The sequence below is a fragment of the Mesorhizobium sp. CAU 1741 genome, from assembly GCF_039839275.1.
Classification (GTDB): Bacteria; Pseudomonadota; Alphaproteobacteria; order Rhizobiales; family Rhizobiaceae; genus Aerobium.
In genome coordinates this window covers 1100460-1119513 of record NZ_JBDOQP010000002.1, presented here as the reverse complement: position 1 = coordinate 1119513, position 19054 = coordinate 1100460, and the positions used below count along the sequence as shown (strand labels likewise).

Here is a 19054-nt window from a genome sequence, read left to right as displayed (position 1 = left end):
TCAGAACGTGGCGAGCAGCCCACGCCGGATCATGTCCAGCGCCAGCAGCGTGATGCCGACCCTGAACCAGCGGCGGAACGTGTCTTCCGGAAGTTTTTCCAGCCATTCCGTGCCGTAGACCGTGCCGAGATAGCCCGACGCGACCATGATTGCGATCAATGGCAGCCACTGCGCGAAGGCGAAGCCCGCCAGTCCGAAAACCACCACCTTGAGAAGGTGCTGCACCGTCATGCCAGCAGCATGCGTCGCCACCAGCGCCTTCCGGTCATCCGGAATGATCTGCGCGAAGAAGGCCGACAGTAGCGGACCGGTCGCACCGACGAACATGGTCATCAGCGCCGTAATCGCACTGCCGATCGCCAAACCGGCGCGCCCCAGCCTGTCGAAGCCGGGAATCTTCGCCCAGGTGACGACGATGATGAAGCAGCCCAGCAGCAGCTTGAGAAACGCGTCGGGCAGTTGCACCACCACCATCGCCCCGGCCACGGCGCCGATCAGCGAGCCGATGAGAAACGGCGCGAAGATATCGCGCCTGACATTCGCCCGCTGATGCCATGCGCGTCCGGTGTTGGAGCCGAGCTGCACAGCGCCATGCACCGGAATGAGCGCGGCAACAGGGACGAACAGGCCCAGCAGCGCCAGCATGGCGATGCCTCCGCCCAGCCCGAATGCCGCGGTGAGCGCCGAGGTGAAGAACGACGCCACGACCAGCAGCAGCGCCACGCTCGCGTCGATGCCCGGCGGAAGCAACGCCAGCAGGCCCACCGGAGCGGCGGCGATCAGACGGCGTCTGGCCGGGCGAATTGTCCGGTCTGGCGGTATTGCCAGAGATAGGAGGGAAGGATCGCGTCAGCCGCTTGCGGCCTGATGCCGAGGCCGTCGAACGTACGGCCCTCCTCCTCTGCCGCCTTCGAGACGACATTGTCGGTACGCAGCATCTCAACCTGGTCGCGCGTCAACTGCGGGTTGGGCAGCATGCCCAGGACAGAGCCCATCAAGCCGGCGACGGACCACGGAATCGGCACGAGCATGCGCTTGCGATCCACGACGCGCAGCATCTCTTCCATCCAGCCCTTGAAGCTGTTGATCTCCGGGCCGCCGAGGTCGTAGATCCTGCCGCCCTCGACCTTGCCGTCCACCGCCAGCGCGATCGCCTCGGCGACATCACCGACATAGGCTGGCTGCAGCAGCGTCTCGCCGCCGCCGATCAGCGGCAGCGCCGGGGCCAGCCGCGACATCGCGGCGAACCGGTTGAAGAAGCCGTCGCCAGGCCCGAACAGGATCGAGGGACGGAAGATTACGGCGTCGGCGACCGTATCGATGACCGCGCGTTCGGCGCGAGCCTTGGTGCGTGCATAGGCCGCGGGCGAGTCCTCGTCGGCGCCGAGGGCCGAGACATGCACCAGCGATGCTCCCTGGGCACGCGCGGCCTCGGCAGCGGCACGCGCGCCGAACTCCTGGACGGCGCCGAAGGTCTGGCGGCCGCGTTCGAAGAGGATCCCGACGAGATTGACGACATGGTCGGCGCCCTGCACGGCGCGATCGACCGACCAACGCGCGCGCAGGTTGGCCTGCACCGCCTGGATCTGCCCTACATTGCCAAGCGGCTGGAGGTGGCCGGCGAGATTGGGGTTGCGGACAGCGACGCGCACGCGGTATCCGCGCCGGGCCAGCGCACGCACCACCTGGCGGCCGAGGAAGCCCGACCCGCCGAAGACGGTGACGAGCGGGGGGACCTTTGTGACGACGGTCATCGCTGGCTCTCCAATTGCCTGTTCAGCCGCTTAATAATCGCTTCGCGCCCAAAGGCAAAGGGCGTCGTTGGTCCCGACGCCATCCAGCCTCACCAATTTTTTGCTTCTCCTGATGGGACGTGGAGGCTAAGAGAGGCACCGCGCAAAAACCGGGAGAAGGAACGTTCGATGCGAATTGCGAAGGGTATCATGGCAGTGGCGGCGGTGCTTGCCATGCCGGACGTCGCATTCGCTGCCGAGGCCCATGGGTTGCCGGGCGGCACGATGCCCCTGCTGTGGGCAATCCCGTTTGCCGGCATCCTGCTGTCCATCGCCACCGGCCCGCTGTTCTTCGCGCATTTCTGGGAGCACCATTACGGCAAGATCGCCGGCTTCTGGGCCGCTCTCGTGATCGTGCCGCTCATCATCGGCTTCGGGTTTGGCGAAGCGCTCTATGCCGTGCTCCATACGATGCTGCTGGAATACATGTCCTTCATCATCCTGCTGTTCGCGCTGTTCACGATTTCGGGCGGCATCCTGATCTCGGGCAACATCCACGGCACGCCGCTGGTCAACACCAGCATGCTCCTGATTGGTGCCTTGCTCGCGTCCGTAGTCGGCACCACCGGCGCGTCGATGATCCTGATCAGGCCGATCATCCGCGCAAACGACGACAGGCGGCACAATGTGCACGTCATCGTCTTCTTCATCTTCCTCGTTTCCAATATCGGCGGTTCTCTGACGCCTCTGGGCGATCCGCCGCTGTTCCTGGGCTTCCTGCGCGGCGTCGACTTCTTCTGGACCACGACGCATATGGCGCTGCCGGCCGCTTTCGTCGGCGGGCTCGTCCTCGCCATCTTCTTCCTGCTGGACACCTATCTGCATCGACGGGAAGATGCGCGTCCGCCGCTGCCGGACCCCACGCCCGACTCCCGCATCCGCCTGCGCGGCCTCGCCAATCTGCCGTTGCTGGGCGGCGTCATTGCCGCCATCCTGATGTCGGGCATCTGGCGGCCGGAAATCTATTTCACCGTGCATGGCGTGGAACTGGCGCTGCAGAACCTGTTGCGCGATGTCATCATCGTTGCCCTCGCGCTTACCTCGCTGGTGATCTCGCGCAAGGAATACCGCGAGGCCAACGGCTTCAACTGGGAGCCGATCCTCGAGGTTGCCAAGCTTTTCGCCGGCATCTTCATCTGCATCATACCGGTGATCGCGATCCTGCAGGCGGGGCTCGACGGCGCTTTCGCACCGCTCGTCTCGCTCGTCACCGGGGCGGACGGCGCACCCGACAATGTCGCCTATTTCTGGCTGACCGGTATCCTGTCGTCCTTCCTCGACAATGCACCGACCTACCTCGTCTTCTTCGAGATGGCGGGCGGCGATCCGCAGGTGCTGATGACGACGCTGTCGCAGACGCTGCTGGCGATCTCGGCGGGCGCGGTATTCATGGGCGCCAATACCTATATCGGCAACGCGCCCAATTTCATGGTCTACGCGATCGCGCGCGGGCAGGGCATCGCGATGCCCAGCTTCTTCGGCTACATGCTGTGGTCGCTGGCCGTGCTGGTGCCGGTGTTCGCGCTGGCGAGCCTGCTGTTCTTCCTCTGACGTCCCGGCCCTTCGGGGCCGGGTTCAACCGGCGAGGCAGGCGGCGCAATGGCCGCGGATCTCGATCGTCGTCTTCTCGGCCTTGAAGCCGTGGTCGGAGGACCACGCACCCAGCCGTTCCTGGACCACGGGGTCGGAGAACTCGTCCACCTGGCCGCAATCCTCGCAGATCGCGAACGTGATCAGCCCCTGGGTGTGGCAGTGGGGATGGGCGCAGGCGACGAATGCGTTGAGCGATTCCAGCCGGTGCACCAGTCCCGCGTCGAGCAGCTTCTCGAGCGCCCGGTAGACCTGCAGCGGCGCGCGAAAGCCGTCGTCCCGGAGCTTGTCGAGAATGGTATAGGCCGAAAGCGGCCCTTCCGCCCGCGTCAGCGCGCCGAGCACCAGCGACTGGTTTCGAGTGAGTTCAGGATGCGTCGTCGTCATGTCGGGCTTCCGGTTGTGCGGCGCGAAAGATACGGCAGCAGGCTGACAAGGAACAGGCCGAGCGCCGCGACCACGATAGACGGGCCGGAGGGCGTGTCGAATTCGAGCGAGCCGAACAGCCCGGCGACCACCGCCAGGGCGCCGAGCACTGAAGCCAGCACCGCCATCTGTTCAGGCGTCGTCGCGAAGCGACGTGCCGTCGCGGCGGGAATGATCATCAGGGCAGTGATCAGCAGCACGCCCACCAGCTTCATCGCGATCGCGATGACCAGCGCCATCAGCAGCATGAACACCAGCCGCGAGCGCGCAGGGGCCATGCCCTCCGCCTGCGCCAGTTCCTCGTTCACGGTTGCCGCAAGCAATGAACTCCAGAACACCGCCAGAACGCCGATCACCAGCACACCGCCCGCCCAGATGATCGCGATGTCGAGCCTGGACACCGCGAGGATATCGCCGAACAGGAATCCCATCAGGTCAACCCGCACCCACGTCATGAAGGCGATCATGACGAGACCCAGCGCAAGCGTCGAATGCGACAGGATGCCGAGCAGCGCGTCCGTCGACAGCGCCCCCCGACGCTGCAGCGCCAGAAGCGCCAGCGATGCGAGCGTGGCGACGACGAACACCCCGATCGTCAGGTTGATCTCGAACAGGAAGGCGAGGGCCACACCCAGCAGTGCCGAATGCGCCATCGTATCGCCGAAATAGGCCATCCGCCGCCAGACGATGAAGCAGCCGAGCGGGCCGGTCGTCAATGCGAGACCGACCCCGGCAATGACGGCGCGGCTGAAGAAGTCATCGAGCATGGCTTGCACCATCATGCGCGTGATCGTGGTGATGACCGTCCTCGGCGTGGCAATGCTCGGTGACGGAGCCATCGGCGTGGATGACGCGCCCGTCGGGCAAATGGGTATGATCGTGGTCGTGGCGGTAGACGGCCAATGTCTGCGCCGCCCGCCCGCCGAAGAGCTGGCGATATTCGTCGCTGGCGACCACTGATTGTGGTGTGCCCCGGCAGCAAACATGGCCGTTGAGGCATATGACCGTGTCGGTCGCAGCCATGACCACATGCAGATCGTGCGAAATCAGCAGTATGCCGCAGCCGGTCTCGTCGCGGATTCGGGCGATCAGTTCGTAAAGGGCGACTTCGCCGGAAAAGTCGACGCCCTGCACTGGCTCGTCCAGCACCAGGAGGTCGGGCTTGCGCAGCATCGCGCGCGCAAGAAGCGCCCGCTGGAACTCGCCGCCGGATAGCGTCTGCACCTGCGCGCGGCCCAGATGGGCGATGCCTACGGCCTCGAGCGCGGCCGCGATCGTCGGCGCGTCGTGAGGGCCCGTCAGTGTCATCATGCGCTGCACCGTGAGCGGCAGCGTCCAGTCGATGGACAGCTTCTGCGGGACGTAGCCGACGCGCAGTTTCGGCTTTCGCGCCACCGCGCCTTCATCGGGCTTCACGACGCCGATGGCGACACGCGCCGTGGTGCTCTTGCCCGACCCGTTTGGGCCGATCAGCGTGACGATCTCGCCTGGCCTGATGTCGAAGTCGACGTTGCGAACCAGCCAGCGCCCGTCACGATGGACGCCAGCGCCTCTCAGGCTGACGAGCACGTCACCCTGCTGCGTCGGTGTTGCGGATTTTTGGAGCATGCGTGTCCGTTTCGGGGTTGTCACTCGGCTATCGCACACGTTATAGCATTTCGCAATGTAATGTCATTACATCACATCGGGATAGTTCCAGCCCCATGCAGGAGAGGCCACTCATGAACACTCGTCTTTGCACCGCCGCCGCCTTGTTCGCCTCGGCTGCCGTCATGCCGTACCCGGCATTCGCCTTCGACGAGGTCGTTGCATCGGTAAAGCCGATCCATTCGCTGGTGTCTGCCGTGATGGAAGGGGTGGGGAACCCGGAGCTGCTGGTCAAGGGTGCCGCCTCTCCGCATACCTATTCGCTTCGGCCGTCCGAAGCCCGCGCCCTCGAGCAGGCGAAGCTGATCTTCTGGGTCGGCGAGGGGCTCGAGCCTTTCCTTCAGCGTCCGCTCGAGACGCTCGCAGCCAACGCCGCCGTCGTGGAACTCTCGCAGGCTCACGGCATCGTGCGCCTCGGCTTTCGCGAAGGAGGCGCTTTTGAAGCCCATGACCATGATGACGGGCACGATCATGCGCACGACGCGGGTGAGCATGACCACGGGGCGCACGAGGAACATGACGATCATGACCACGAGGGGCATGACCACCATGAAGACCATGCCCATGAAGGCATGGACATGCATCTGTGGCTCGACCCGATGAATGCCAAGGCCATGGTCCATGAAATCGAAGAGGCGCTGTCGAAAGCGGATCCGTCGAACGCCGCCACCTATGCGGCAAACGCGGCAGAGGTCTCCGCCAGGCTCGACGCGCTGATGGCGGAGACGGCCTCGGCGCTCGACCCCATACGCGGCATGGGGTTCGTCGTTTTCCACGATGCCTATCAATATTTCGAGCAGCGTTTCGGCATCAGCGCGGCGGGCTCGATCACCGTCAGCCCGGAAGCGATACCCGGCGCCCAGCGCCTGAGCGAGATGCAGGAAAAGGTTGCCGAACTGGGCGCCACCTGCATCTTCGCGGAGCCGCAGTTCGAGCCGCGGCTCGTCTCGGTGGTTGCCGAGGGGACGCAGGCACGCAGCGGTGTTCTCGATCCGCTCGGCGCCGAACTCGAAGACGGGCCGGAACTCTATTTCGACCTGATCCGCAATCTCACCACGTCGCTTACAACCTGCCTTGCCCAGGAGGGCTAGGCGGGGCAGCTATTCGGTGATGGCGGCGTCTGCCTGCCTGCCGACGAGGCGGTCGGACTCGCCTTCGACCGTCCATGGCCGTCGCCCGCCCCCAAGCGCCTCGGCGACGGCGAGGCCGGCCTGCAGGGCGTCCTCGTGGAAGCCGGAGCCGAAATAGGACCCGCAGAACCAGGTGTTGCGCGCGCCCTGGAGCGACCAGATTTCTTCCTGGGCGCGCAATGTGGCGGCGTTGAAGAGCGGGTGCTCGTATATGCCGCGCCACAGCACGTGTTCGGGAGCCGGCTCGACGATCGGGCTGAGCGTGACGAAGTAGGGCGTGGCGTCGGGAATGCCCTGCAGCCGGTTCATCCAGTAACTGACGCATGGCTTGAGCGGCCCATGCTCGCCGCCTGACGATTGCGCCAGATAGTTCCAGCTCGACCAAACCTTGCGTCGCCGGGGCATCAGGCGCGGGTCGGTGTGCAGCACTGTCTCGTTGAGCCCATATGCGAAGGTCCCGAGCAGCCGCTGCTCATCCTCGGTCGCATCCGCCAACATGCGCGCCGCCTGGTCCGCATGGGCGCCGACGACCACATGGTCGAACCATTCCGGCTCGGCACCCGGGCTGGAAATCTCGACCGCCCCGTTGACCCGTCGAATCGCCGTGACTGGCGCGTTGGTGCGAATGCGATCGCGGAACGGTTCGATCAGCCTTTCGACATAGGCGCGGCTGCCACCATCGACGGTACGCCACACAGGGCGGCGGAAAAACTTCAGCAGCCCGTGATTCTCGCAGAACCGGATGAAAGAGACGGCCGGATAATTGCCGATCTCCAGCGCCGGTGTCGACCAGATCGCTGCCGCCATCGGATAAAGGTGATCCTCGCGGAACGCGGAACCGAATCCGGCGCTGTCGAGGTATTCGTCGAGACTTGCGGACGGTTCGATCCCGCGCATGGCGGCAGGTGCGGCGCGATAGAAGCGGATAAGATCGCGCAGCATCGACCAGAAGCGCGGGCTTGCGAGATTGCGCCGCTGGGCGAAGAGGCCGGCGAGGTTGGTGCCGGAATATTCGAGCTTTCCGTCATCCATTGACACGGCGAACGACATCTCGGATGCCTTGGTCGGCACCTCCAGATGCTCGAACAAGGCCGCGAGGTTCGGGTAGGTCGCGTCGTTATAGACGATGAAGCCGGTGTCGACGGGGGCAGACGGGGTGTCGATCGTGTGGCAATGCCCACCGATGCGGCTGTCTGCCTCGAACACGGTGACGTCGTGTCGCTTCGACAGCAGCCATGCCGCGGACAGGCCGGAAATGCCGGTTCCGACCACGGCGATCTTCAGTGGACGGTCGGATACGGGAAAGTGACGCATTGCAATCCTTCATGCCGGCGCGGCGCGGCTGTCGATCTCGCGCAGGAATTTCGCTAATGAATACGGATGATGGGGCTCCGCGGATCACTGGTGCGCGAAGTGATCCGAACCGAACCCCGCATCGTAGAAGGGCGCATGCATGAGGCTTCGAGAGAGTATTCCGCAAAGGCTGAACGGCTCCTTTCCGCGAGAGGGCGGTTGGGCGTGGTGAATGCGGCGGGCAATGGGTCGACGATGCCGTCGTCCCAGGAACTTTCACAGCTTATCGAGGCGGTGGCATCGCGCCATGACAGGGAAGCATTTGCCGCCCTGTTCAGGCATTTCGGACCGCGGTTGAAGACGTTCTTCATGCGCGGCGGCATGTCGGCGGGGATCGCGGAGGATCTTGTCCAGGAGACGATGTTGTCGGTATGGCGCAAGGCGTCCTATTTCGACCGCTCCCGGGCTGGTGCCGCGACATGGGTCTTCACGGTCGCCCGGAACCTGCGCATCGACCACCTGCGTCGCCAGCGCAATCCGGCGGACCTGCCGGCTGACCCGGAGGAAACGCCGCCTTCGATCGAGGATGCCTTTCTCGATGCGGAGCGGGACGTACGTGTGCGCCGCGCATTGACCGGACTGACGCCGGAGCAGCAGACGATCATCCGCCTCTCCTATTACAGCGAGAAATCGCAGACCGAGATAGCGAGCGACCTGGGCATACCGCTCGGCACAGTGAAATCGAGGGTCCGACTGGCGATGAACCGCCTGCGTATCCTCCTGGAAGACGAGACATGACGATAAATCATCACCTTCGCGACGAGTCGCTGCTGCGCTACGCGGCGGGCACGCTTGCGGCCGCGCCGGCCATAGTGGCAAAGGCGCATCTGGCGACCTGCCCGGCGTGCCGTGCCCGTGTCGCTGAATACGAAGCCGTCGGCGGCGCTCTGCTCGAGGCAATGGAGCCGACAGCGATGTCGCCGAGCGCGCTCGCCGATGTCCTGTCACGCATCGATGCCGCGCCATCCGCACCGATGGCCGAGCACGCGCGGGAACCAGCGGAAATCGAGGGCGTGCCCCTTCCCGATGCGCTCAGGGGCTGCGAGATCGGCCGCTGGCGCTGGATTGGGCCCGGAATGAAGATGAGCCGCGTCGGCGTTCCGCACGATCGCGACGCCAATTTGATTCTGCTCAAGGTCGGCCCGGGCAGGGCGCTGCCCGACCACGGCCATGTCGGCACCGAGTTCACCTATATCGTCAAGGGGTCCTATACGGATGCCCTCGGCCAGTTCCGGCCGGGCGACGTTGCCGAGGTCGACGACGATACAGAGCACCAGCCGATTGTCGATGCCGACGAGGAGTGCATCTGCCTGGCCGCGCTCGAAGGCAAGATGCGCTTCAACGGCTTCATTGGCCGCATGCTGCAACCGATCTTCGGGATATGACCATGGCTACGGCGGCGCTTTTCCTCGCGGTCGCCGTGGCCCTGTCGCTGGTGATGACCCTTGCATGGTTGCTGGTGGTACGCGGCGGCAGGTCCGGCTGGATCGACGCGGTCTGGTCATTTGCCGTCGGCGGTGCCGGCGTGGTCGTCGCGCTCGCGCCCCTCGATGGTTGGCAGGTCTACCCTCTGCGCACCACACTCGTCGCCGGCCTTGCCGCGGCCTGGGCGCTTCGGCTCGGCCTCCATATTGTTCAACGCACGGCCAAAGGCGGTGAAGATCCACGCTACGTGGCCCTGCGAGAAGAGTGGGGCGGCCGCTGGAAGATGCGGCTGCTGTGGTTCCTGCAGATCCAGGCTGCCGCCGCACTGCTTCTTGCCGCCACTATCTTCCTGGCTGCGCACAATCCCGAGCAGGGCCTGCGCGCAGGCGATATCATCGGCGTGCTGGTACTCGCCGCCGCGGTTCTCGGCGAGGGCATCGCGGATGCGCAACTCACGCGCTTCAAGCAGGACCCCGCCAACAAGGGCAAGGTGTGTGACGCCGGCCTCTGGAGCGTGAGCCGCCATCCGAACTATTTCTTCCAGTGGCTCGGCTGGGTCGGCTACGCCGTCATCGCGATCGATCTGTCGGGCGCATATCCCTGGGGCTGGGCCGCCCTGATCGGGCCCGCCTTCATGTACTGGCTTCTCGTACACGTGTCGGGCGTACCGCCACTTGAAGCCCATATGGTCCAGTCGCGTGGCGACGCGTTCCGTGCCTACCAGCGCCGCGTCAACGCCTTCTGGCCGGGTCCGCAGCGAAAGGATCGCTCTTCATGAACATCGCCGTTACCGCCATAAATGCTGCCGAGCGCCTTCCGCTGCCCGATGCGGCGCTGCGGTTCGGCGTTGACAGGCTTGTGGGCCGCACCAGCCGTCTTCTGGGTCAAGGTGGGGTCAGCGACCAGGATTTTGCCCGGGGCATGGACGCCTGGCCGATCGCCGTCCACGTCGACGAAGCCAACCAGCAGCATTACGAATTGCCGCCAGCCTTCTTCGAACTCGCCCTCGGGCCGCGGCGCAAATATTCCTGCTGCCTCTATCCCACCGCGCAGTCGAGCCTTGCCGATGCCGAGATCGCTGCGCTGGAGGAAACCTGCGCTCATGCCGATCTGCTCGACGGCCAGAACGTGCTCGAACTCGGATGCGGCTGGGGATCGTTGTCGATCTTCATGGCGCAGCGCTATCCCGCCTCGCATTTTACCGCCGTCTCGAACTCTGCGCCCCAGCGGCTGCATATCGAGACCGAGATCGAGCGTCTGGGACTTGCGAACCTCACTGTCGTCACGGCCGACATGAACCAGTTCGCCCCGCAGGGCGCGGTCGACCGCATCGTCTCGGTCGAGATGTTCGAGCACATGTCGAATTGGCGCGTATTGCTGCAGCGTGCGCGCTCTTGGCTCACGCCTGAAGGGCGCATGTTCATCCATGTGTTTTCGCATCGCGCGAGCGCCTATCGTTTCGACCACGCGGACAAGTCGGACTGGATCGCGCAATACTTCTTCACCGGCGGCGTGATGCCCAGCCATGGCCTGCTGCACCAGTTCAAGGAAATCTTCGCGGTCGAACGCGAGTGGCGCTGGAACGGCAAGCACTATGAGCGCACAGCGCTCGACTGGCTAAAGAACTTCGATGCCAACCGGCGCGAGATCAGGTCCATCTTTGACAAGACCTATGGCGTGGACGCGGCATTGTGGATGCGGCGCTGGCGGCTGTTTTTCCTGGCGACGGCAGGCCTTTTCGGCCATGCCGGCGGCGAGGAGTGGGGCGTGAGCCATTATCTGCTGCGCCCGGCGCCTGGCCCCGTCACCTGAGATGAACGTGTTTGCGAGGCTCGTTGACGCGACCCGCCGCTATGCGGACCATCCCGATCCGCGCGTGGCTGCCGCCAATTTCACCGCGCTGCTCGTTGCCTCCAACCAGCCCTTCTATCCGCTGTATATCTACTGGCTGGTGGGTGAACGAATAGAACCCTCGCTCTACACGTTCTTCTCGACGCCGTTCTTTCTGGCAGTCCCCGCGCTCGCGCGTGTCAACAGCGTTGCGGGCCGGGCGCTGTTGCCGCTGGCTGGCATCGGCAATGCCATCATGTGCGCAAACCTGTTTGGTGTGCGGTCCGGGGTCGAAATCTTCCTGATCCCGTGCGCGGTGCTGGCGCTGGCGCTTTTCCGTCCAGGCGAGCGTATTGTCGGTTTCGCGCTGGCCGGAATCACGCTTTTGGCGTTTCTCTGGGTACCACGCTTCTACGGAGTGCCGCTGGTCGCTTATTCGGAGCAGGAATACACAGCACTCGTCCGGCTCAACGCGGTCAGTGCCGCCATGCTGACCGCGTTCGTCGCGTTGATGATGTCGAACATGCTCGCGGCGGCGGAAAGTTCAGCCGAAACGATTCGCGGCGAGAAAGCCCGCTGACGCACCGACCGCTGTAACGAACATGCCCCATGGGATGTCCGCCAGGGTCACCACCAGCGGCCAGTCTCGCAACGTCGCCTGGTTGGTCAGGTCGTAAGTCGCGTAGGCGACAAGCCCCAGCATTGCCCCGTTGAGCGCCGCCTTCGCCAGTCCGCCACTTTGCAGCGCCGGCATCACGGCGAAGAAGATGATCCCGGCGATGTAGATGAAATAGAACACGACAGCCGGCGCCAGAACGTACTGCGGTTCGAGCTTGTCGCCGAGCATCGGCCGGTAGAGCGCGTCCGCCATGATCGTCAGCCATATCGCGTCGACGATGAGGAAGACGATGCCGGCTGCGACGTAGGCGATCATTATGGTCTTCATCTTGGCGTGCTCCTGTCCGGTTGGTGCTTTCTACGCCCGTCACGCAATTGCGGATCACCGCGGGTGAACCGAACCGGGGGGTCAATCGTATCTTCTCAGAGGAGAAAGAAGATGCACATGATGACCCGGACTGGAATGGCCTTCGCAATCGCCTGCCTTGCCGGCGTGGGAGCGGCGACCGCCCAAAACGCGCCCGATCCCAGCGGCGTCTGGATGCGGGATGACGGCAACGCCAAGGTGCGCATCGCATCGTGTGGCAGCGACATCTGCGCCACCAACGAGTGGATCGGCGATACGAGCAAGGGCGAGGAAGTGGGCGACAAGCTCGTGATGAGCCTTGAGCCGGCCACGGCCGACACGTTGGAGGGCACGGCCTACGACCCCAAGCGTGACCGCACCTATTCGATGACCTTGAAAGTGGGACAGGATGGTCTGGTGACGCGCGGCTGTGTTCTCGGCGGCATTCTGTGCCGCGACGTGACCTGGACGCCGGCGGATTGAAACACGGCACGGATAAGCCCGTCATCGTCCTGTTTCGACGGGACCTGCGTATCGGCGACAACCGGGCCCTGGCCGCCGCCGCCGATACCGGGAGCCCGATCCTTGCGTTGTTCATTCTCGACGAACAGAGTTCGGGCGTGCGGCCGCGCGGTGCAGCGGCGCTTTGGTGGTTGCACCATTCGCTCGCAACCCTCGCCAAGCGCCTTGATGATGTAGGCGTTCCGCTTGTGCTGCGGGAGGGTCGGACAGGTGCGATCGTCGAAGAACTTGTGTCGCAGACCGGTGCGGAAGCCGTGTTCTGGAACCGCAGATACGATCCCGGCGGCGTGGCGGCCGACTCGAAGCTGAAGCAGGCGCTTCGGGGAAAGGGGATCAAAGCCGAGAGTTTCGATGGCTTCCTTCTTCATGAGCCGACCAAGATAAAGACCGGTGCCGGATCGTTCTACAAGGTGTTCACGCCATTCTGGAAAGCCCTGGAGGCGGGGCCGGAACCGCGCGATCCTGTCGACGCGCCCACGAACGTCAACGGCTATCGGCACCGGGTCGAGACCATGCCGCTGGACAAGCTCGTCCCGCTCCCGACCAAGCCGGACTGGGCAGGTGGGTTGCGCGACACGTGGACACCGGGAGAGGCCGGCGCGCTTGAGAGGCTCGAAGACTTCCTTGCCGACGGCATCGATGGGTATGCCAAGGGTCGCGATCATCCTTCGAAGCCGGCGACGTCAGGCTTGTCGCCGCATCTCGCGCATGGCGAGATCACGCCATACCAGATCTTCGCAGCCTTGAAGGAAAGGCATGTCGATGCGAGCTCGACCGACATCGCCACGTTTCGCAAGGAGGTGGGCTGGCGCGAGTTCTGCCATCATCTCCTGTTCCACAATCCCGCGCTTCACGAGAAAAACTTCCAGCCGGCCTTCGACGACTTTCACTGGCATGCGGACAAGAAGGCCCTGCGGGCCTGGCAGCGCGGACTGACGGGCTATCCGATCGTCGATGCGGGCATGCGCGAACTGTGGCATACAGGCGTGATGCACAATCGCGTGCGCATGATTGCAGCCTCGCTGCTGACCAAGCACCTGCTGATCGACTGGCGGGATGGAGAACGCTGGTTCTGGGATACGCTGGTGGATGCCGATGAAGCGAGCAATCCGGCGAACTGGCAGTGGGTCGCCGGTTCGGGTGCCGACGCCGCGCCGTATTTCCGCATCTTCAACCCCGTCCTGCAGGGCGAGAAGTTCGACCCCGAAGGCGCCTATGTCCGGCGCTGGGTGCCCGAACTCGAGCAGCTCCCCGACAAATATCTTCACAAGCCTTGGGAAGCGCCTGAAAAAATCCTCGCAGATGGCGGCATCAAGCTGGGCGATACCTACCCGCGTCCGATCGTCGATCACGCGAAGGCGCGTGACCGCGCACTTTCGGCCTATCGTGCGATGCGTGGTGAGCAATGAGACCCGGGCGCATCACCACTGCGCAAGCAAACGGCGCGCCGCCATCCGAGCCGGGGACACTCTACCTTGGCAAGGTGATGCACCAGCGGCTGAACCCGTTCGGGCATCGTTTCAGCTATTCCGTGTTCTCACTGCTGGTCGACATCGACCGGCTGGACGAAATGGACAAGGCCGCGCGCCTTCTGTCGGTGAACCGGCCTGGCGTCCTGTCCTTCCGGGAAAGCGATCATGTCGAGCGTCCTGGTGAAACTCTGCGCCACTTCGCCGATCGGCTGCTCGCGGAAGCGGGAATGACGGATAGGGCCGCGCGCATATTGCTGCTGGCCTATCCCCGGATGCTCGGCTACGTCTTCAATCCGATCTCGGTGTATTTCGCCTATGACGCGCAGGATCGCCTGGTCGCGTTGATCTATGCGGTGCGCAACACGTTCGGGGAGCGCCACAGCTACGTCGCGCCGGTCTTGCCGGGCGAAGCGGGGCCACAAGGCGTGCGCCAGACACGAACCAAGATATTTCACGTGTCGCCGTTCATGGCGATGGGAGCGCGCTATCATTTCCGCGTGCTGCCGCCGGGCAAAACCGTCAGGCTGCGCATCCACGAGACGCAAGACGGCGAGCCACTGCTGTCCGCTACCTTGAACGGCGATGCCGCTCGCCTGAGCGATGCGCGGCTCGCAGCCTATCTGCTGCGCTTTCCGTTCATGACGCTCAAGGTGGTCGCGGCGATCCATTGGGAGGCGGTGAAGCTCTGGCTCAAGGGCGCCCGCTTCTTCCGCAGTCCGCCTCCACCCGCATCTGCCAGCTTTCGCGATGCCGGTGAGGGCCGGTAGTGCTCCAAAAAAGGAAGGACCCGGCGCGAGGAGCGTCGCGCCGGGTCCCTTCCGATGGTAGGGGCAGGGGCGTTCGAGCCTACATCGCCGGCATGATGGCAATGTCGCGAACGGCCGCGTCGGCACCCTCGACGGCGCCTGCCTCTGTGGCCGCACCACTCTCGAGATCGACGGCATACAGCGTGCCGCCGCTCATGAGCCAGGCTTCGTTGCCGCCCTGGCCATCGGACAGAATATCGAATCCGACCTGCTCCACATCCATCCCGATCTCACCGACCGGAACGAGGACGCCGTCATTGGGCGGGTTCTGGAGGACCAGCCAGGCGCTGCTATCGATGTTGAAGAGCTGCGTAGCTTCGGTGCCTGCGTAAGAATTGGTGTAGGCGCCGGCGATGATGTCGGGCGTCTGGTCCTGTTCGCCAAAGGCATGGCTGCCGTCTTCGGTCACTTCGCCGGTGTCGACATTGACGCGCAGGTTGGTGCCGTCATTGCCCATGAGGCGAAGGCGGTCCGCCACGGGGTTGAAGTCGACGGTCGCGGTCACGCCATCAGGAAGCATCGTCGCCAACGTGCTGACGCCTGTCGCCATGCCCGATTCCGGATCGATGGTGGCGATCGTGCCATCTTCGAATACGCCGTAGAGCATGCCGTCGGCCGGACGCACGTCGATGCCGAGCAGGCGGCCTTCGGCACCTTCGACAGTCTTCATGCCGGTCGTCGCCATCGCTTCGCTGTCGACCCATACGAGATCGCGGTCGCCGGCCAGCGCCACGACGTTGGCTGCAAATGCCGGCGCTGCGATCGCAGTGCTCGCACCAAGTGTCGCTGCTAGCGCGATCAGTTTTGTTGTGTTCATTGTTGGTATCCTTCCCATTGACGTTGAATGTACCCGGTCGGCAAGAAATGCCGACCGCACGGTGCTGAAGGGACGTGACGCGCCGTGCGGCCGGGTGAGTGCCGGCGCTTAGCTGGCCGGCAGCAACACCTTGTCGATGACGTGGATGACGCCGTTCGACTGGTCGACGTCGGCGATGGTCACCGTGGCGACGCCGCCGTTTTCGTCAGTCAGCGTGATCATGTCGCCGTCCATCTTGGCCTGCAGCGTGCAGCCGCCAACGGTTGGCACAGGATGCGTGCCGCCATCATCGGCGATCATCTTGCCGATGGCATCCGACATCGCGTCCGCAGCGACGACGTGGCAGGTCAGGATCTTGGCAAGCTGGTCCTTGTTCTCTGGCTTCAGAAGCTCCTCGACGGTACCGGCCGGCAGGGCTTCAAAAGCGGCGTTGACCGGCGCAAAAACAGTGAACGGGCCCGGGCCCGAAAGCGTCTCGACGAGATCAGCCGCCTTCACGGCCGCGACCAGTGTGGTGTGGTCTGCCGAGTTCATGGCGTTCTCGACGATATTTTTGTCGGCAAACATTTCCGCGCCGCCGACCATCGGATTGTCCTGTGCCATGGCAAGGCCCGACAGTGCGGTGGCGCTGAATGCTGCGGCGGCGATGATAGATGTGATCTTGTTCATCTGTTGTGACTCCTCTCGAATTATTCTTTTTTCCCCAGGCTGGGGAACGAGAGCAGTTACGGAAACCGTCGGAACGGAGTTTCAGTCAAAGCAAGAAATATTCGACTGTGACTGAAATGAGGAATGCGAAGGAAGTGTGCGCGCCAGCGTCAGATGGAGCGCAGGTCGCCGACGGCCAGAACGGGCCCGGTCGGCAAGCCGGTCGGCGAGCCGCCTTCCGGTTCGAGGCTGATTGCGAAATGCGCGCGTGGCGAGATCACGGCCTGCCGCTCGGGCGGTACCGGCAGATTCGCATTTGCCCCGGTTGGGATGATGCCGAGCGAAACCGGCGAGCCGCTACCCTCGGCCACCCAAAGCTCGAAGACACGTCCCGTCACGGGCTCGCCCGAGACGTGTGAAAGTCCGACTTCGCCAGTGCGCGAATCGTAGACGACGAGATATTGGACGTCGCTCTCGTCACTGGCCAGCGATGCGACGAGCCTTTCGGCCGGCGGAGTGGCCGGCGGCGTCTGCAAGAAGGGAAGGGCAACGACGAGCAGCAGCGCGGCGACACAGGCCGCAGCCAGCCCGCGCCAGAAGGCGAGGCTCTGCAGCAGACCGGGGCGTGCCTTTGAGGAGGATGGGGTCGTCTCGGCGGCACCGAACAGACGCGCATCCAAAGCCCGCTTCAACGACGTCGGCGGTTGCACGTCCTGATAGAAGACGTCGAGCGGCGACAGACTTTCTTGCCATGCCTCCACGAGGCGCGCGAAGTCTGGCTCGGCCTCGATGCGGGCGGCCACGGTCTCGCGTTCGTCGGCCGGCAGGACGCCGAGAACGTACTCGGCGGCGAGCATGTCGTCGCCTCCGCGTTCCAGATCGTCTTCGTTGCCCGGCGTCATCGTTCGAGACATTCCTTCAGTTTCATCAGGCTGCGGCGCAGCCAGGTTCGCATCGTGTTGAGCGGCACGCTGTGACGCTCCGCAAGTTCGGCATAGCTTTCGCCGTTGAGGTATGCGCCACGTACGGCAGCGGCACGGTCCGAATCCAGCTCTTCAAGACAGGAATCCAGTTGCGCGCGCTCTCCGCTCGCCACAGCCTGGGCTTCCGGCCCCGGGGTTGCGTCGGGAATTTCCATCGCCGTGTCAATCGCAGCAGCCCGCTCGCGCCGCGCACGAATGCGATCGATTGAGTGGTTGCGCGCCACAGCCACGAGCCAGGATATGGGACTGAGATCGGAGACCGCGAAGCGATCCGCCTTTGTCCATACCTTGACGAACACTTCCTGCAGCGCCTCCTCGGCTTCCGTTCTGTCCGACAAGACACGGAGGCAGACGCCAAAGAGTTTCGCACTGGTGTGTCGATAGAGCAGGTCGAATGCCGCGCGATCCTTCATCGACACGCGGACGATGAGCTTGGAGATGTCGTGCGGGGCGGGCTGCGGCTGCGTCATTCTAGGCGGGAAGCTATACATTCCTGCCGTCATTGCAATCGTCGAAGGACGGCAGATTCCCAGATGACGCCTTTTTGAACCGGTGCGCGTCTGGTCTAGACGCGAATGCCGGCCGCGTCGAAGAGGAGGCATTTTTGGGGATCGAGCGACATCGCGACGGTCTCCCCGACTTTCGCCGGATGCGACCCCTTGAGTTCAGCGATCAGCGTCTTGTCGTCTCCCGGTGCGGTGTAGAGGTAGGAGACCGATCCCAGGCGTTCGATGGCGTTGCAGGGCAGCGATACGCGAAACGAACCCTGCTGGTCGATGAAGTCCTCGGGGCGTATGCCGAGCACCAAGGCGCCGGGAAGGTCCCGCGGCATTGCGCGCGGGCGGACGGGAAGACCGTCAAGGCCGAGTTGTGGCACGTCGAGAACCAGCGCGTCGCCTTCCCGCCGCTTCACGGTCGCATCGACGAAGTTCATTCGCGGCGAGCCGATGAAGCCCGCGACGAACTGGTTGTCCGGGTCAGAGTAGAGTGCCAGCGGGCTGCCGATCTGCTCAACAAGCCCGTCGCGCAGCACCACGATCTTGTCGGCCAGCGTCATCGCCTCGACCTGGTCGTGGGTGACGTAGATCATCGTTGCGCCGAGGTCCTTGTGAAGCTTGGCGATCTCCAGCCGCATCTTGACCCGCAACTCGGCGTCGAGATTGGAGAGCGGCTCGTCGAACAGGAACACCTTAGGATCACGCACGATCGCGCGGCCGATCGCAACGCGCTGGCGCTGCCCGCCGGAGAGTTGTCGCGGCTTGCGGTCGAGATAGTCCGTCAAATGAAGGGTGGCCGCCGCCTGGCGCACGCGCGCGTCGCGCTCCGTCTTCGGCATGCCGGCCATTTCGAGACCGAAAGCCATGTTTTCGGCAACGCTCATATGCGGGTATAGCGCGTAGGTCTGGAACACCATCGCAATGCCACGCCTGGCTGGATCAACGTCGGTGACATCGCGCCCGTCGATCGCGATCGTTCCGGACGTCGCCTTCTCCAGACCTGCGATCATGCGCAGCAAGGTGGACTTGCCGCAGCCGGACGGTCCCACGAAGACGACGAATTCGCCGCTTGCGACGCTGAGCGACGCCCCCTTGATGACTTTCGTCGATCCGAATTGCTTGTGCAGGTCGTTGAGGACAAGGTCCGCCAT

At 64.1% G+C, this 19054-nt stretch carries 22 protein-coding genes; 10 read left to right on the top strand and 12 right to left on the bottom strand.

The features are described 5' to 3' along the window. Window positions 1–756: a sulfite exporter TauE/SafE family protein gene (locus AAFN84_RS12235; RefSeq protein WP_347515123.1), complete on the bottom strand. Its 756-nt coding sequence runs from the start codon at window positions 754–756 to the stop codon at window positions 1–3. Between the two features lie 23 nt (window positions 757–779). Continuing rightward, on the bottom strand, window positions 780–1754 hold the full coding sequence (locus AAFN84_RS12230; protein ID WP_347514828.1) for a complex I NDUFA9 subunit family protein: 975 nt from the start codon (window positions 1752–1754) through the stop codon (window positions 780–782). Between the two features lie 168 nt (window positions 1755–1922). On the opposite strand from AAFN84_RS12230, the gene AAFN84_RS12225 reads away from it, so the two are divergent. Then, on the top strand, window positions 1923–3344 hold the full coding sequence (locus tag AAFN84_RS12225) for a sodium:proton antiporter (protein WP_347514827.1): 1422 nt from the start codon (window positions 1923–1925) through the stop codon (window positions 3342–3344). 24 nt (window positions 3345–3368) lie between these two features. Here the strand turns inward: AAFN84_RS12225 and AAFN84_RS12220 are convergent, their stop codons facing one another. Genes AAFN84_RS12220 through AAFN84_RS12210 form a run of 3 tightly spaced genes read right to left on the bottom strand, consistent with a single transcriptional unit; the run spans window position 3369 to window position 5417 of the window. After that, window positions 3369–3770 carry a Fur family transcriptional regulator gene (locus AAFN84_RS12220; RefSeq protein WP_347514826.1) on the bottom strand — a complete coding sequence of 134 codons (402 nt, stop codon included), beginning with the start codon at window positions 3768–3770 and terminating at the stop codon, window positions 3369–3371. Then, window positions 3767–4576, bottom strand: coding sequence for a metal ABC transporter permease (locus AAFN84_RS12215; protein ID WP_347515122.1), 810 nt, complete (start codon window positions 4574–4576; stop codon window positions 3767–3769). The genes AAFN84_RS12220 and AAFN84_RS12215 overlap by 4 nt, the downstream gene beginning before the upstream one ends. Continuing rightward, window positions 4566–5417, bottom strand: a complete 852-nt coding sequence (locus tag AAFN84_RS12210) for a metal ABC transporter ATP-binding protein (protein WP_347514825.1) — start codon at window positions 5415–5417, stop codon at window positions 4566–4568. The genes AAFN84_RS12215 and AAFN84_RS12210 overlap by 11 nt, the downstream gene beginning before the upstream one ends. A 113-nt stretch (window positions 5418–5530) precedes the next feature. Between AAFN84_RS12210 and znuA the strand changes: the two genes are divergently transcribed. Further along, window positions 5531–6547 (top strand): zinc ABC transporter substrate-binding protein ZnuA, encoded by a 1017-nt coding sequence (znuA, locus tag AAFN84_RS12205; protein ID WP_347514824.1) that lies wholly within the window; start codon window positions 5531–5533, stop codon window positions 6545–6547. 9 nt (window positions 6548–6556) lie between these two features. Here znuA and AAFN84_RS12200 read toward each other — a convergent pair whose 3' ends face one another. Further along, window positions 6557–7900 (bottom strand): NAD(P)/FAD-dependent oxidoreductase, encoded by a 1344-nt coding sequence (locus AAFN84_RS12200; RefSeq protein WP_347514823.1) that lies wholly within the window; start codon window positions 7898–7900, stop codon window positions 6557–6559. A 90-nt stretch (window positions 7901–7990) separates the two neighbouring features. On the opposite strand from AAFN84_RS12200, the gene AAFN84_RS12195 reads away from it, so the two are divergent. From AAFN84_RS12195 to AAFN84_RS12175, 5 genes are read left to right on the top strand one after another with little or no spacing between them, the layout of a single operon-like run. Beyond that, on the top strand, window positions 7991–8677 hold the full coding sequence (locus AAFN84_RS12195) for a sigma-70 family RNA polymerase sigma factor (protein WP_347514822.1): 687 nt from the start codon (window positions 7991–7993) through the stop codon (window positions 8675–8677). Then, window positions 8674–9324: a ChrR family anti-sigma-E factor gene (locus AAFN84_RS12190; protein ID WP_347514821.1), complete on the top strand. Its 651-nt coding sequence runs from the start codon at window positions 8674–8676 to the stop codon at window positions 9322–9324. The genes AAFN84_RS12195 and AAFN84_RS12190 overlap by 4 nt, the downstream gene beginning before the upstream one ends. A gap of 2 nt (window positions 9325–9326) precedes the next feature. Beyond that, a complete protein-coding gene (locus AAFN84_RS12185) occupies window positions 9327–10142 on the top strand; it encodes a DUF1295 domain-containing protein (protein WP_347514820.1) in 816 nt (271 codons plus the stop codon). Further along, on the top strand, window positions 10139–11176 hold the full coding sequence (locus AAFN84_RS12180) for a cyclopropane-fatty-acyl-phospholipid synthase family protein (RefSeq protein WP_347514819.1): 1038 nt from the start codon (window positions 10139–10141) through the stop codon (window positions 11174–11176). Before AAFN84_RS12185 ends, AAFN84_RS12180 begins: the two co-directional genes overlap by 4 nt. A 1-nt stretch (window position 11177) precedes the next feature. Further along, complete coding sequence (locus tag AAFN84_RS12175; protein ID WP_347514818.1) at window positions 11178–11774, top strand: hypothetical protein; 597 nt, start codon at window positions 11178–11180, stop codon at window positions 11772–11774. Here the strand turns inward: AAFN84_RS12175 and AAFN84_RS12170 are convergent. Beyond that, window positions 11739–12140 (bottom strand): DUF2177 family protein, encoded by a 402-nt coding sequence (locus AAFN84_RS12170; RefSeq protein WP_347514817.1) that lies wholly within the window; start codon window positions 12138–12140, stop codon window positions 11739–11741. The genes AAFN84_RS12175 and AAFN84_RS12170 overlap by 36 nt on opposite strands. 111 nt (window positions 12141–12251) lie before the next feature. Between AAFN84_RS12170 and AAFN84_RS12165 the strand changes: the two genes are divergently transcribed. Genes AAFN84_RS12165 through AAFN84_RS12155 form a run of 3 tightly spaced genes read left to right on the top strand, consistent with a single transcriptional unit; the run spans window position 12252 to window position 14919 of the window. Further along, the gene (locus AAFN84_RS12165; RefSeq protein ID WP_347514816.1) at window positions 12252–12641 is read left to right on the top strand and encodes a DUF2147 domain-containing protein; all 390 of its coding nucleotides are present in this window, start codon (window positions 12252–12254) and stop codon (window positions 12639–12641) included. Continuing rightward, entirely contained in the window at window positions 12638–14089 is a 1452-nt protein-coding gene (locus AAFN84_RS12160) for a deoxyribodipyrimidine photo-lyase (protein ID WP_347514815.1), read from the top strand. Before AAFN84_RS12165 ends, AAFN84_RS12160 begins: the two co-directional genes overlap by 4 nt. Then, complete coding sequence (locus AAFN84_RS12155) at window positions 14086–14919, top strand: DUF1365 domain-containing protein (RefSeq protein WP_347514814.1); 834 nt, start codon at window positions 14086–14088, stop codon at window positions 14917–14919. Before AAFN84_RS12160 ends, AAFN84_RS12155 begins: the two co-directional genes overlap by 4 nt. Before the next feature lie 79 nt (window positions 14920–14998). On the opposite strand, the gene AAFN84_RS12150 is transcribed toward AAFN84_RS12155, so the two are convergent. The 5 genes from AAFN84_RS12150 to ugpC all read right to left on the bottom strand — a co-directional run bounded on the left by AAFN84_RS12150 (window position 14999) and on the right by ugpC (window position 19054). Continuing rightward, the gene (locus AAFN84_RS12150) at window positions 14999–15775 is read right to left on the bottom strand and encodes a DUF4394 domain-containing protein (protein WP_347514813.1); all 777 of its coding nucleotides are present in this window, start codon (window positions 15773–15775) and stop codon (window positions 14999–15001) included. A gap of 108 nt (window positions 15776–15883) precedes the next feature. After that, window positions 15884–16444: a fasciclin domain-containing protein gene (locus tag AAFN84_RS12145; RefSeq protein ID WP_347514812.1), complete on the bottom strand. Its 561-nt coding sequence runs from the start codon at window positions 16442–16444 to the stop codon at window positions 15884–15886. A 149-nt stretch (window positions 16445–16593) separates the two neighbouring features. Then, a complete protein-coding gene (locus AAFN84_RS12140; RefSeq protein ID WP_347514811.1) occupies window positions 16594–17325 on the bottom strand; it encodes an anti-sigma factor in 732 nt (243 codons plus the stop codon). Further along, window positions 17322–17897, bottom strand: a complete 576-nt coding sequence (locus AAFN84_RS12135; protein ID WP_347514810.1) for a sigma-70 family RNA polymerase sigma factor — start codon at window positions 17895–17897, stop codon at window positions 17322–17324. Before AAFN84_RS12135 ends, AAFN84_RS12140 begins: the two co-directional genes overlap by 4 nt. Window positions 17898–17971: 74 nt before the next feature. Beyond that, window positions 17972–19054 carry a sn-glycerol-3-phosphate ABC transporter ATP-binding protein UgpC gene (gene ugpC / locus AAFN84_RS12130; RefSeq protein ID WP_347514809.1) on the bottom strand — a complete coding sequence of 361 codons (1083 nt, stop codon included), beginning with the start codon at window positions 19052–19054 and terminating at the stop codon, window positions 17972–17974.